The sequence below is a fragment of the Teredinibacter purpureus genome, assembly GCF_014217335.1.
In the GTDB taxonomy this organism is placed as follows: domain Bacteria; phylum Pseudomonadota; class Gammaproteobacteria; order Pseudomonadales; family Cellvibrionaceae; genus Teredinibacter; species Teredinibacter purpureus.
This window is the reverse complement of record NZ_CP060092.1, coordinates 4328879-4341813: the sequence shown is the minus strand read 5'-3', so window position 1 is coordinate 4341813 and position 12935 is coordinate 4328879. Positions and strand designations below refer to the sequence as shown.

The 12935-nt window shown below is 46.4% G+C and carries 16 protein-coding genes; 9 read left to right on the top strand and 7 right to left on the bottom strand.

Translation table 11 applies throughout. The features are described from left to right. Positions 1 to 54: 54 nt before the first annotated feature. The 3 genes from bamC (at position 55) to H5647_RS19325 (ending at position 2831) form a co-directional block, all read left to right on the top strand. A complete protein-coding gene (bamC, locus tag H5647_RS19335) occupies positions 55 to 1257 on the top strand; it encodes an outer membrane protein assembly factor BamC (protein WP_045860658.1) in 1203 nt (400 codons plus the stop codon). 13 nt (positions 1258 to 1270) lie between these two features. Next, the gene (locus H5647_RS19330; protein WP_045860657.1) at positions 1271 to 2038 is read left to right on the top strand and encodes an MBL fold metallo-hydrolase; all 768 of its coding nucleotides are present in this window, start codon (positions 1271 to 1273) and stop codon (positions 2036 to 2038) included. A 520-nt stretch (positions 2039 to 2558) separates the two neighbouring features. After that, a complete protein-coding gene (locus H5647_RS19325; RefSeq protein WP_045860656.1) occupies positions 2559 to 2831 on the top strand; it encodes a PilZ domain-containing protein in 273 nt (90 codons plus the stop codon). A 12-nt stretch (positions 2832 to 2843) separates the two neighbouring features. Here H5647_RS19325 and H5647_RS19320 read toward each other — a convergent pair whose 3' ends face one another. Continuing rightward, on the bottom strand, positions 2844 to 3389 hold the full coding sequence (locus H5647_RS19320) for a hypothetical protein (RefSeq protein WP_052692224.1): 546 nt from the start codon (positions 3387 to 3389) through the stop codon (positions 2844 to 2846). 84 nt (positions 3390 to 3473) lie between these two features. Between H5647_RS19320 and H5647_RS19315 the strand changes: the two genes are divergently transcribed. From H5647_RS19315 to H5647_RS19290, 6 genes are all read left to right on the top strand, one after another. Further along, a complete protein-coding gene (locus tag H5647_RS19315; protein ID WP_045860655.1) occupies positions 3474 to 4136 on the top strand; it encodes an OmpA family protein in 663 nt (220 codons plus the stop codon). Between the two features lie 282 nt (positions 4137 to 4418). Continuing rightward, positions 4419 to 4823: a BlaI/MecI/CopY family transcriptional regulator gene (locus H5647_RS19310; protein ID WP_045860654.1), complete on the top strand. Its 405-nt coding sequence runs from the start codon at positions 4419 to 4421 to the stop codon at positions 4821 to 4823. Continuing rightward, positions 4820 to 6412 (top strand): M56 family metallopeptidase, encoded by a 1593-nt coding sequence (locus H5647_RS19305; RefSeq protein WP_045860653.1) that lies wholly within the window; start codon positions 4820 to 4822, stop codon positions 6410 to 6412. The genes H5647_RS19310 and H5647_RS19305 overlap by 4 nt, the downstream gene beginning before the upstream one ends. A 26-nt stretch (positions 6413 to 6438) precedes the next feature. Next, positions 6439 to 7092 carry an energy transducer TonB gene (locus tag H5647_RS19300; RefSeq protein WP_052692223.1) on the top strand — a complete coding sequence of 218 codons (654 nt, stop codon included), beginning with the start codon at positions 6439 to 6441 and terminating at the stop codon, positions 7090 to 7092. A gap of 96 nt (positions 7093 to 7188) precedes the next feature. Next, a complete protein-coding gene (locus H5647_RS19295; protein ID WP_045860652.1) occupies positions 7189 to 7611 on the top strand; it encodes an ExbD/TolR family protein in 423 nt (140 codons plus the stop codon). Beyond that, on the top strand, positions 7608 to 8402 hold the full coding sequence (locus H5647_RS19290; RefSeq protein ID WP_200911607.1) for a class I SAM-dependent methyltransferase: 795 nt from the start codon (positions 7608 to 7610) through the stop codon (positions 8400 to 8402). The genes H5647_RS19295 and H5647_RS19290 overlap by 4 nt, the downstream gene beginning before the upstream one ends. A 282-nt stretch (positions 8403 to 8684) precedes the next feature. Here H5647_RS19290 and H5647_RS19285 read toward each other — a convergent pair whose 3' ends face one another. The 6 genes from H5647_RS19285 to H5647_RS19260 all read right to left on the bottom strand — a co-directional run bounded on the left by H5647_RS19285 (position 8685) and on the right by H5647_RS19260 (position 12737). Then, a complete protein-coding gene (locus tag H5647_RS19285; RefSeq protein WP_045860650.1) occupies positions 8685 to 9128 on the bottom strand; it encodes a molybdenum cofactor biosynthesis protein MoaE in 444 nt (147 codons plus the stop codon). Position 9129: 1 nt separating this feature from the next. Continuing rightward, positions 9130 to 9396, bottom strand: a complete 267-nt coding sequence (gene moaD, locus H5647_RS19280) for a molybdopterin converting factor subunit 1 (protein ID WP_045860649.1) — start codon at positions 9394 to 9396, stop codon at positions 9130 to 9132. Further along, entirely contained in the window at positions 9389 to 9868 is a 480-nt protein-coding gene (moaC, locus tag H5647_RS19275; RefSeq protein ID WP_045860648.1) for a cyclic pyranopterin monophosphate synthase MoaC, read from the bottom strand. The genes moaD and moaC overlap by 8 nt, the downstream gene beginning before the upstream one ends. A gap of 199 nt (positions 9869 to 10067) precedes the next feature. Next, positions 10068 to 11204 (bottom strand): succinyl-diaminopimelate desuccinylase, encoded by a 1137-nt coding sequence (dapE, locus tag H5647_RS19270; protein ID WP_045860647.1) that lies wholly within the window; start codon positions 11202 to 11204, stop codon positions 10068 to 10070. 82 nt (positions 11205 to 11286) lie between these two features. Next, on the bottom strand, positions 11287 to 12321 hold the full coding sequence (gene dapD, locus H5647_RS19265; RefSeq protein WP_045860646.1) for a 2,3,4,5-tetrahydropyridine-2,6-dicarboxylate N-succinyltransferase: 1035 nt from the start codon (positions 12319 to 12321) through the stop codon (positions 11287 to 11289). Positions 12322 to 12383: 62 nt separating this feature from the next. After that, positions 12384 to 12737 carry an ArsC family reductase gene (locus H5647_RS19260; RefSeq protein WP_045860645.1) on the bottom strand — a complete coding sequence of 118 codons (354 nt, stop codon included), beginning with the start codon at positions 12735 to 12737 and terminating at the stop codon, positions 12384 to 12386. Between the last annotated feature and the right edge of the window lie 198 nt (positions 12738 to 12935).

The window sequence follows — 12935 nt, the reverse complement described above, 5'->3', positions numbered from 1 at the left end:
CTTAAATGCATTACGCAGTTAAGGTGTTTTTACATCGACCATAAGTAATAAAATATGATGTTCAATTTTAGTAATGTTTCGAGTCGTTATTGCCAAGTGGCTTTATTGAGTTCATTGGTAGCGCTAAGTGGATGCAGTGCCTTCTTCGGCGAGCAGGGCGTATTCCGCAGTCGTGGTGGTGATTACGTCAGTGCTTCTCCCATAGAATCATTAACGTTGCCAGACGGTGTTCAAGCCGTGCCTTCCGAGCAAATGTACCGTATTCCTCCCGTTCAGGCTGTTGATGAGTTCGGCGATGCGGTGACACTCGATGGCTACGAAGTACCTCGCCCTTTACCTTTAGGTGATAAAGGTGAGGTTGGCGTAAAAATTCAGAAGCTAGGGGGTAATCGTTGGATATACTTGAACGCGTCTACCGCACAGGTGTGGCCTCGAACACAATATTTCTTGTCTCAATACAATTTGGACGTTGTATTAAGCAATGCCGCTGCGGGTATTATTGAAACGGATTGGCTACAGTTTAACGACGATGAAATAAATGCCGTTCGTTTCCAAATAAAACTGGCAAAAGGCATTCACCCGGAAACCACAGAGGTTCACGTACTGCAAATGGAGCGTACGCGTGAAGAGGCGAAGGAAAACCCAGGGGTTCCTTGGCCAACAGAATCCGATAACGAGGATAGAGAAGCGTGGTTGTTAAAAGAGTTGGCTACCACCTTGGCGGAAACAGTTGATAACAATTCGGCCTCATTACTTGGTCAGAATGTGGGTGGTGAGCTTAAAGCGGGCTTTACTCGGTTTGAGAATGAACCCACTTTATCCATTAAGTTACCTACTGACCGTGCTTGGGCCACGTTGGTCCATGCTGCAAATAAAGAAGGCTATAAAACTTGGGAGTCTAACTCTGACTTGGGTTTAATTTATGTGGGTTATAGCCCCTATGGCGAAGACGGCGTAGGCTTTTTCCGACGCTTAGCGTTTTGGAGCAGCACAGAAGGGTTACCCGAAACCGCACCCTATGACTTGTCGGTTTTATTGAAAAATCTTAGTGTTACAGACGCCGCTAAAGCGCGTTTCGAATCCATTGACGGTGCTGTATTCAGCGGTAAAAAATTAGAAGGGGCTCAGGGTTACTTTATCGTGGCTCATCCACGTGCGACCGAACTATTAGTCAATATACGAGATCACCGTGGTGATCGTCTTCCCGAGGCTATAGCGAAAGATTTTCTCCGATTATTGCGAAAGAACCTTATATAAGTTCGATAATTACTTGAGCTTTCAGTTTGCAACCCTTGGCAGTGGCAGCAAGGGTAACGCTACCGTTATACGCACCAGTAAAACCACAATCCTTCTCGATTGTGGTTTTACTTTGCGTGAATTAACCGCCCGTTTGGCGTTGGTTGGGTGTAGCCCAACTGATTTGGACGCCGTGATTGTGACCCATGAACACTCGGATCACTGTAAAGGTGTTGGGGCTACCGCGCGAAAGTTAAAGATGCCAGTGTATATGACGCCAGGAACTCGCATGGCAAGAGATTACGGTGTGTTGCCAAATGCAAAGTTAATTGAGGGGTACCAACCATTTGAGATTGGCGATATCAACGTGTTGCCTGTTGCTGTTCCTCATGACGCCCGCGAACCATCACAATTCGTATTTGAGCGTGAGGGCCTGCGGTTAGGCATATTGACGGATCTAGGCTGTATAACACCGCACGTACTACAAGCTTATAGCTATTGCGATGGTTTGATTCTGGAGGCCAATCACGATCCAGAAATGCTTTCTTTCGGCCCCTATCCTCCCTCTTTGAAATTAAGGGTTGGGGGAGATTGGGGGCATTTGAGTAATGGCCAAGCGGCGAGCTTCTTATCTTTAGCACAACTCCCTAATCTTCAGCATCTTGTTGTCGCTCATATGAGTGAAAAAAATAATAGTTTAGCGAAAGTTAAGCTTGCACTTGAGGGGCACGCTAGCGCTCTGCCTATCTATTACGCCAATCAGACGACACCTTCGGATTGGTTTTCTCTTTCTCACACCTAAGTATGTTACCCATTGTTTGATGGCGGGTAACAGGCTTGCTTTCCGCTGTTGAAAAGGGCGTCATAGCGTCAAATTTTGGCGTGTGTATCTTTCTTTGTGTGGAGTTGATTCTAGGCGAAATTTGTGAGTGTTACCGAAGTGAGTAACTACTTTCTTCTTGTGTCCCGCAAAGTCTCTTCTTAATCTTTTCCACATGCCGTTACGAAAAGCCACATAAACGCGTCAAAAAACATTCAAAAAGCCTTAAAGGCTTGTATGTAAGTGTAACTTATTGATATTTATAGGTTAATTGAAATTGATTAAATTGCCATCAAAGTGGCCGTGGCGTACAAAACGTGGTTCATAGAGACGACTGTAAAGAGATTCCACACAGAGTTATCCACAGTTTTTGTGGATAAGCACAAAGGCATTTAAAAGGGGGTGCTTTCAAACCTCTGGTTGTGGGCTAAGCTTATAAAAGTACGTAAAGTAGCGTTGGTAGCTAGACAACAACAATAGTGTGTGAAAGGAGATTTTTTTGGTGGATGAGCGGCGGAAATATGAGCGTACAGCAACATCGATTCGTGTTGAAATCATTCACCCTGCGTTTGGCTCAATCATTGGCTTTGCGCGTGATATTTCCGATGGGGGCGCGCAAGTGAGCGTGGAAAACCACCCAACCCCCCCAGTGGGAACCATTGTGTCGGTGAAATTTAGAAAGGTTATAGGCCCAATTAATGATGAGCCTGTAACGATGAAGGTGATGCACGCCACTCGCAATACTATTGGTTTAATGTTTGCCCGCGCTGAATAGATTGTCGCGTACTTAGCGTGACCTAGCGCTGCAGTGTTCGGGTGCGTTCAATTCCAGTTCGGCCTGCTGATTAAGCTGCGACAAGGTTTCACATTTCAGATTTACATTCCCCTCTATATTCACAAGCCTTAATTTAGCGTGAGCGCTTAGTGAGCTGGCGTCGATAATATTGTTTCCGGAGAGATTAAGGTGGGTGAGCCCCGCGATTTTTTTCAGCGCCGTAATATTGCTGATGTTGTTTTCGGCTGCGGCAAATTGCTCTAAGTGTATAAAAATTTCGAGGCCTTCTAGAGACTGAATGTGGCCTGGCCCGCATTGTAAGCGTCGCAATTGGCTTGCAGATGTAATGTTCATTTCAGTCAGTACGTGTTTTACACACACCTCTAGCGCAGTGTCGGCAAAACGGATACTTTGACGAAATTCGAGAGGGTCATACACTATACGGTTATTGATATTGAGCTGGTACTGGCTGCATCCAGCCAGTAATAAGGCGGGTAAGCATAGGGTTGCGCATAAAATGGGTGGCAGTTGACGTAGAATAGAATAAAAAGTTGTCATAATAGCGGTTCTCAATAAGGGCGGTTAAATTCCCGCCTATGATGTTATTTTAAACGATTAACGCGTTAATTCCTTGGAGGTTTTATGAATAGGCCCATTATTCTTAGTGCAATGTTGTTGTCTGTTGGTGCTATTACGGGTTGTACAACGGTTGATCCGTACACGGGTGAGCAGCAAGCGAGTAATACAGCTAAGGGAGCAGGTATTGGAGCCGTTACGGGCGCCATTATAGGAGCAGCAACGGCCGGTAAAAAAGATCGTGATAAGAGCATAATTACTGGAGCCCTTGCAGGCGCAGCAGTTGGCGGTGGGGTGGGTTACTACATGGACCGCCAAGAGGCGAAATTGCGTGCAGAGCTTCAGGGGAGTGGCGTACAGGTTCGACGGGAAGGAGACACCATTCATTTAGTGATGCCAGGGAATATCACATTTGCGACGTCGCGATATGACATTAAATCGGAGTTCTATTCCGTACTGGATTCAGTGAGCAAGGTACTCGCTGAATTTAAGAAAACCTCTATAAGTGTATCGGGCCATACAGATTCAACCGGCTCACTTGAGTTTAATCAGACGTTAAGTGAGCAAAGAGCCGAAAGCGTTGGAGCGTATTTAATTCAACGTCAAGTTGCATCTGGCCGTGTTGATACAACAGGATACGGGCCGCGATACCCGGTAGCTTCTAATGCAAATGCCAGTGGTAGACAACAAAATCGTCGCGTTGAGCTAAAGCTAGAGGCAACCGAATAGCACTAGATTCGTATTGCATACAATAGCCCGCGCTCAGTCGCGGGTTTTTTTATGCGTGAAGTAACTGTCACGGCAAAAGTACGTAAGTATTCACATACCATTAGAGCCTTTATTGATTGATTTAATCTATTCATTCAATTTGGTGGTGCTAAAAAAATAGCATTAATGCTTGCGGGCAACGTTGATGAGTGCTAATTTTACAGCATGATGCTAAAAAAACAGCACTGCAGCGAATTGGTTGTCTTGTAGTGAAGTTGTTGTGTTGGTACTGAAGGAGGGCGTATGCCACCGTTATCCCATTTAAATTTAAGCCGGCGTGAGCGCCAAATCATGGATGTGTTGTATGAGGTTGGTGAAGCCTCGGCCCATGACGTGCAAGCGAAAATTCCGAATCCTCCCGGGTACTCGGCGGTACGGGCGCTAATAGCACGCTTAGTCGAAAAAGAATTGGTTGGCTTTCGGCAGGAAGGAGCGAAATACATCTACCGCCCAACAGTCGCCCAACAAAAAGCCAGTCAGTCGGCGATAGAGCGAGTTTTGAAAACTTTTTTTAAGGGCTCGAAAGCCAAAGCGATGAATGCTTTGCTCGATATGGACGGTAGCGATTTATCGGTTAGGGAAATTGAAGAGCTTGAGCGGAATATTGCCCGGATTAAATCGCTTAGACGCGCTGAGGACGAAAAATGATATCGGTCGACCTTGTACAAATACTGGCACACTATTGGTTAAAACCTGTGCTGTGTTTTGCTTTTGTACTGGTCATTATGCAAAGAGCTACTTTTCGATCTGCAGCGGTAAACCACCGCTACCTATTATGCGCGATAGCGGCAATCGTATGTTTGACGTTGATGCTCTCCCTTTTACCGCACTGGTCACTATCTATATTGCCTGAGTCGTTCGTGCAAGCAGCGCGACTGTCTGTACGAGTAGGAGAGTATTCTCGGGATATTGCAATCCTTTATGTAATGCTAGGCCTATACAGCCTTGGCGTGTGTTGGGGGCTGGTTTACACCCTTCAATGCGTGAGCGATGCACAACAGATAACAGTGCAAAGCCGATCGCTAAACAAGACCGAAAAAAAAGGTTTAGTGAGGGCGCTACAGAAAATTGAAATTCATATAAAAACGGGTAATAGGCGCCCTCATATAAAAATAAGCCATCAGCTTCAAACACCGTTGGTTTGGAAATGGAAAGCGCCCATTTTGTTGTTGCCGAGTTGTTATGAAACATGGACAGCGGACAGGTTAGAGCGGGTGCTCGCGCACGAGCTTGCACATATCGAGCGCAATGATTGGCTGGTAAAAATGGTTATAAGATTTGTCTGCGTTGTGGCTTGGCCAATACCCTTTGTGTGGATTGTAAGCCGGCATCTAAATGTTTATGCCGAGGTAGCGTGTGACGATCGTGTTGTTGAAAGCTTTAACTGTCGAGCGGAATATGCGGATGACTTGCTAGAGCTGTCGAGTGATCAGAAACATTCTGCATTCGCATTGAGCTATTTACGTGGTTCTGAATTGTATGAACGCATTAACCGAGTGTTGGACCCTTGCAGACGAAAAAATAGATTAAATCTATGGCAGTTAATTGGCGTAACGGCTGTGTTGATGTGTAGCTTGTCTCCTATTGCAATGATGAAAGTAGAGGCCGTTGGCAAGCTCACGCTATGGGATGACGCCTACTATCCAATTCCCGCACAAGTGCCATTGCTACTCGTACCCACAGAGTCGCCAATTGCAAACAAGGCTAGTCGCATTCAATGGATGTTAAGGCAGATGGCAATAGATTACCCAACGTATGCGGTTACGACCGAAAAAGAACAGGCCGAGAAACTACTTGCACAAGTGCGTCGTGAGGTTAAGCCCCGCACTACAGTCAACATACCGAAGGTTCCAGAAGAGCAAATGGTAGTTTTTCGGGAAATCGAAAACGCGCTTGATATTGATAAGGCTGTTGTCATCGAGAGGGTAAACGTTGATCGGTCACACGTGGAAGTGCAAGGGTATATCCCAATTAAGGTGGTTTCGCCAAAGTATCCGCGCAAGGCCATAGAGCGGAATATAACCGGTCGAGTTGTTGTGCAGTTTGATGTAAATACACTTGGCTATATAGAAAACCCCACGATTATTGTGGCCGAACCTAGTACGATTTTTAATCGTGCGGTACTCGCTGCATTGAAAGAGTTTCGGTTTATGCCGTTATCAATTGACGGCATACCGGTTACAACAAAAAATGTCTCAGAAACATTTGTGTTTATTTTAGATGCACCGCTGACGTAATACTGGTTCCACACAGGAGAGTATCCATGCGCAATAATCTAATGCAGAAGAAAATTTCTATTATAAGTATCGACGAAGAGGCCACCGGTAGTGTCAGTCGATGGCTGCAGGTGGCACCACTCGCGGCCATTATAACCTTGGGCTTACTGGTTTTAATGGAGCGTCTAATTGCAATGGCCGACGTTGTGATAGACGAGACGGAAACAACGGTTATTCAAGAGGTTTTTTGGGAAGAACCCATTATTGAAACGCGCAAATCAGTGCCGCCAGATAAACCGAAAGAAATACCCGATACGCCGGAGCTTCCCGCAACCGTAGATAAAATCGATACGACTATTGAATATAGTCTGCCTAAAACCGGGCATACAGTTGCCACGAGTGACACCTTAAAAGTGTCGTTTGGTGCGAATGTTCCGATCGCCCAGTATCTTGCTGCTCCACGATACCCTGCCGCGGCGGTACGACGAGAAATTAGTGGTTATGTTGATGTTATGTTTGATGTCACGGCGTTTGGGGGTACCGATAATATAAGGGTTATACAAGCCGAGCCCGAGGGTATTTTTGAAAAATCAGCAACCGATGCGGTGGCTCGTTGGCGCTTTCAACCCAAAATCTACGATGACAAGCCGGTTCGGTTCGACGGTATGACGAGGCGTGTCCGCTTTGAAATGGAAAAATAGAGAAGAAAAAATTTTGTCAGTAGTGCCCTTTAGCGCTTCCGGGAGGAAGCGCATTTTTTCAAAAGCGAGATCAAGGCTAAACAGAGAGAAATAATAATGCGGAAATCGTGGAAATCTGACACCGTTGAAAGTGACGTGGATCTCACCCCTATGTTAGACGTCGTGTTTATCCTACTCATATTTTTTGTTGTTACAGCGTCGTTCGTGCGCGAGCAATCGTTGTCTTTGGTGCGCAGCCCTGCGAGTACATCGATGGATAATTGGTCGACGCCATTAATCTTTACCGTAAACAGTCGTAATGAATTGTTTGTTGATTCCAGACGTATTGAAATTGGTGCTGCACGGGCGTTACTGTCGCAGCAGCTCGTTGCTGATCCTGATGTGTCTGTAGTGGTTTATGCGCACGAAGCTTCTTCTGTACAGGTGTACGTTGCATTATTAGATGCTGCCAAACAGGAACATGTAAAACCACCACCGTTAAAACTGTATAATGATAGCGGGAGCGTTACGGGGGTATGATGCCGAAAATAGTTGTGGTGGCGAAGCCTGATTCGTCGAAAATTTTACAGGCCAAAGCGTTCTCGGAGGAATGGGGATTTGAATTGGTAGGCGTGTCCGATGCACAGAATACCGATTATGAATTACATTTTTCAGATGAAAAAATATTTATATCATCTTCAATGTCGAAAAATCGTGTTGCCAGTTGTGTCGATTTTATCTCAGGCGCGAAAGCGCATCGGCGAAAATATGGCGGAGGAAAAGGGCAGGCTATTGCAAAAGCCATTGGGTTAAATAAAACCGCCAATATTAGTGTGGTTGACGCAACGGCCGGAATGGGTGGTGATGCTTTTGTGATGGCAAGCCTAGGCTGCCGTGTGACATTGGTGGAGCGATCGCCCATCGTTCGAGTGCTATTGGAGGACGGGTTAAATCGTGCGTTACACTATGCGTGCGATCAGGATCCTGAACTTCTGGATATTATATCGCGAATGCATTTAGTAAAAGGTGATAGCTTGGAGGTGTTAGTGTCTGAGGTCATCCGCAAGCATCAGGTGGTTTATCTGGATCCCATGTTCCCGTCTAGAAAAAAATCGGCTGAAGTAAAAAAAGATATGCAGTTTTTTCATGACATTGTGGGTAATGATAATGATGCGGCGGGGCTTCTCGAGGTGGCATTGGGTTTGGCGGAAAATAGGGTGGTGGTTAAACGTCCCAAAATAGCGCCTTATTTAGCGGGTAGAGAGCCAGGTTATCAATTGATGGGGAAGTCCGGGCGTTTCGATATTTATCCTTTAAAGGCATTTACTTGAACGATTTCTTGTCGTTTATAAAGTTATAAATGCGGGTGGTCAGCATTCTAATGTGGGCTAATAGAGCAACGATAAATCCGCACCCACCTATAACAAGTCCAGCCAATATTATCAGTTCTTGTTTTGCGGATTCAGGTATCGAGGTGTGAGCGATGTATATAATGATAAGGCCCGCCACAAAAAAAATGGCACCTGCACGAAATTGCTTAAAGGTTTTTTCGAGAGGGGAAGAGTAGTGTTCAACCAGTAGCGTTTTTATTGCGACCCAGTTAAAGCGGCTGTTCATGGTTTTAGCCAGCGTTCAGCGGCTTGTTGATCGCTGTCTTTTGCGTCTACCCATTGCGTACCTTCTTTTTTCCAGAAGGGTGCTTGGGTTTTAAGTATATCCATGATGTATTCGCAGGCCGCGAACGCATTTCCTCGGTGTTTACTGCTAACGCCTACAAAGACAATTTGATCGTTGGTTTGGAGTGAGCCAACGCGATGAATTATTGTCGTTTCCATCAAGGCCCACCGCTTGTGCGCTTGGCTTTCAATTTTGTCTAACACTTTTTCTGTCATGCCCGGATAATGTTGTAGTTCGAATGTGGTGTTGTTAGAAGCGCCGCCGGACGTAAATTCGCGGACCAGCCCAACAAACGTGACAACCGCGCCACTGTCGCCGGCGCAGCGCAGCGCTGTGTACTCTTGGGATACGTCAAAGTCTTGAGTTTGTACGCGTATCACTTTAGCCTCCCGTTACCGGTGGAAAAAACGCGACTTCATCGCCGTGCTGTAAAGGATGTTCGTAATGCCTAATCGTTTGGTTGACGGCACATTTTATTTTAGTTGAGCGTAATTGTTCTGCCCAAATTGAATCGCGTTGGCTTAGCGTTGCGATTAGCTCGGCAATGTTCGCTATACCGTTTAACGGTAGTGTTTCTTGGGTGGTGCCTAAGTTTTCGCCAAGACTAGCGAAATATAAAAGGGTGATTGTATTATTTGAATTAGACATTCGCGATCCACGTTCCTGATTTGCCACCTATTTTTTCGAGCAGTTTGGTATCGCCAATAATCATGCCCTTATCTACCGCTTTACACATGTCATAAATGGTTAAGGCCGCAATCGACGCCGCAGTAAGTGCTTCCATTTCTACCCCCGTTTTACCGTCGAGCTGGCAAGTGGCCCGTATAACGACTGTGTTTTTTTTCGGTTGTGGTTGTATCTCAACCGCAATTTTAGTCAGCATAAGTGGATGACAAAGGGGGATTAAATCACTGCACTTTTTGGCAGCCTGTATGCCGGCAATCCGTGCGACGGCAAAAACATCGCCTTTTTTATGCTTACCCTCGGTGATCATGGCCAGTGTTTCTGGCTGCATTGTGATCGTGCTCGACGCGGTGGCGGTCCGGTGGGTTATGTCTTTACCGCCCACGTCAACCATATGGGCTTCACCGTTTTCGTTAAGGTGCGTTAGGTTATTCATATGTGTATTCTTCTAATGTAAGGGCTGGTTATTGTCAGGCTAAACGGCGTGTAAATAATGTGATTGTGTCTATCGCCCTAAAGGCTCGTGCGCTAAGCTCATGGGGCGATTAATAAAAAATTCATTTACACGAACCATGTGTTTTTGTATCTGAGCCTGTTTTTCGGATTACGAGCGTCTAATATGTAAAAAACTAAGCTTAGCCTTTTGTCATTAAAGTGGTAAGAATACTTTGATACATTTCGCTCAGCTTATCTAAATCTTCCACGTTCACACATTCATTAATTTGGTGGATTGTTTTGTTAACGGGGCCAAGTTCTAATACTTGCGCGCCTGTGGGTGCGATAAAGCGCCCGTCCGACGTGCCGCCGGCGGTCGATAATTCGGTTTCGATACCGGCTACCGTTTTGATCGCGTTAACAGCTGCGTCGACTAATTCACCGGCAGCGGTTAAAAAAGGCTGGCCTGAAAGGTTCCAATGAATATCGTATTCTAGTTGGTGCTTATCCAATATGGCTTCAGTGCGCGCTTGTAACGCTTCTGCAGTTGTTTCGGTTGAAAAGCGAAAGTTAAAGACAACATGGGCTTCACCCGGAATGACATTTGTTGCGCCTGTACCACTATTAAAATTGGATACTTGGAAACTGGTAGCGGGAAAAAAGTCGTTACCGTTATCCCATTCTTCTGTGGAGAGCTCTGTAAATGCTGGGGCGGCTATATGAATGGGGTTTTTGGCAAGGTGCGGGTAAGCAACATGCCCTTGGATGCCTTTCACCGTAAGTTCGCACCCTAATGAGCCGCGGCGACCATTTTTAATGACATCACCGGTGTGGGTGGTGCTGGAGGGCTCGCCTACCAAACACCATTTCATTTTTTCGTTCCGTGCTTCCAACCATTCCACTACTTTTACGGTACCGTTAACGGCAATGCCTTCTTCATCGCTGGTGATTAAAAAGGCAATGCGGCCATGATGAACGGGGTGCTTGGCGACAAAGCGTTCGCATGCGGTAATCATGGCTGCGAGACTACCTTTCATATCGGCGGCGCCTCGGCCATAGAGCATGCCGTTTTTTATGGTGGGTTCGAAGGGTGGCGTGTTCCATTGTTTTTCGTCTCCCGTGGGGACGACATCCGTATGGCCGGCAAACGCCATAATGGGGCCACTTTCGCCATGTACCGCCCAAAAATTATCGACATCATCGAAACGAAGCTTTTCGATTTTGAAACCTATCGCACTTAAGCGGTCAATCATCAGTGTTTGGCAGTTAGCGTCTTCCGGTGTAACGGAGGCTCTGCTAATGAGGTCGCAAGCCAGTTGGAGTGTTGGACTAGTCATAAAAAGGGTTTTTCCAGAGGCTAAAAAAAGAAGAGCGTACCGCAATGGTACGCTCTTGGGTAGGGCGGCTGGCGTTGTGCTATTAGTTGTTTGCGTGTAGTTCTTCGTTAAGCGCTATTGCCGACTTGTTCGTTTTGCACTCTACGCCACCCGTAAGCGAGTTTCGGCGAAAAAGAAGATCGCTTTTACCCGCCAAATCGCGAGCCTTAACATGTTCGACCACGGCGTTTTTGTCGTCGAGTAATGCGAGTTTTGTGCCGGCGGTAATATATAAGCCTGACTCGATAATACAGCGGTCGCCCAAAGGGATACCGGTGCCAGCATTGGCGCCAATAAGGCTTTCTTTGCCGACTGAGATAACGATGTTACCGCCGCCAGAGAGTGTCCCCATCGTTGAGCAGCCACCACCAAGGTCTGAGCCTTCTCCTACGGTGACGCCAGATGAAATGCGGCCTTCAATCATGCTGGTGCCTAGGGTTCCGGCGTTAAAGTTAACGAAACCTTCGTGCATTATTGTGGTGCCTTCGCCAAGGTGCGCACCCAGTCGAACGCGTGCAGTGTGTGCAATACGCACGCCTGTAGGTACGACATAATTTGCCATTTTGGGGAATTTATCGATGCAATCAACGCTAAGTAATTTGCCTTCTATGCGCGCTTTAAGCTGGCGTGCTGGAAGGTCGTTGATATCAATAGCGCCTTCGTTGGTCCATGCGACGTTTGGCAAAACACCAAAGAGGCCCGTTAGGTTTATACCGTGAGGCTTCACTAAGCGGTGTGAGAGTAAATGTAATTTTAAATAGCCCTCGGGCACAGAGCTAGGGTTCTCATCGCTTTCAAGCAGCGTGACTACGAGTGGTCGCATGCTAGAGCGTAACGTACGGCATAAGTCGGCTAGTTCGGAATCTCCTGCGGCGGTGAGTGCTTTTGCAAGAGCATCGACTTTTTCTACGGTGAGCGAAATGGCGTGATTGCCGCCCTTGTATCCGAGCGTGCTGGTAAAGGCTGTGGCTACGTTTTCAGCAGGATTTAAAATAGGTTGTGGGTAGAAGACTTCCAGCCATTCACCGTTACTGTTTTGGGTGCCGACACCAAGGCCTAGACTGTAGAGTTTGGTCATCTGAAATTCCTTAATGGTTAAGGTTAAAAGGTATAGAGTTGAAAAAATAGAGGCGCTAGGCCTTAACCGAGCAACTGATCGGTATAGATTTTTTCGTTGAATCCTACGAGTGTATCGTTAGCGAGCATTAGTACAGGGCGTTTAATTACCGTTGGCTGGGCCAAGACTATATCCAGTGCCTCACCGTTTGTAATGCGTTGTTTTTCGGTGTCGGATAATTGTTTCCATGTAGTGCTGCGTTTGTTTATCAGTGTCTCGGCGCCAATGGTATTTAACCATGCGGATAGCGTCTCGGCTTTTAGGCCGTCGAGCCGAAAGTCGTGATAGGTATAGTCGATACTGTTTTGCTCAAGCCACTTGCGGGCTTTTTTGACAGTATCGCAATTTTTAATGCCGTACAGGGTAATGTTGGTCATAGTGATTACGTGTAGATGTGTCCTGTTTTTCGCCCCATTTTCGAGCCGCTAGCATAGCAAATTGGCGCTGGCAGTTCATTACGCATCATCGACATTGATGAAGATATTCTGAGCTATGGAGAAGAAATTGAGATAGCGCAAAAAGAGCGCTCAATTAATGTTGTGCAAGCGTTGAGGTGAGATAGAGTGAATGCTTGA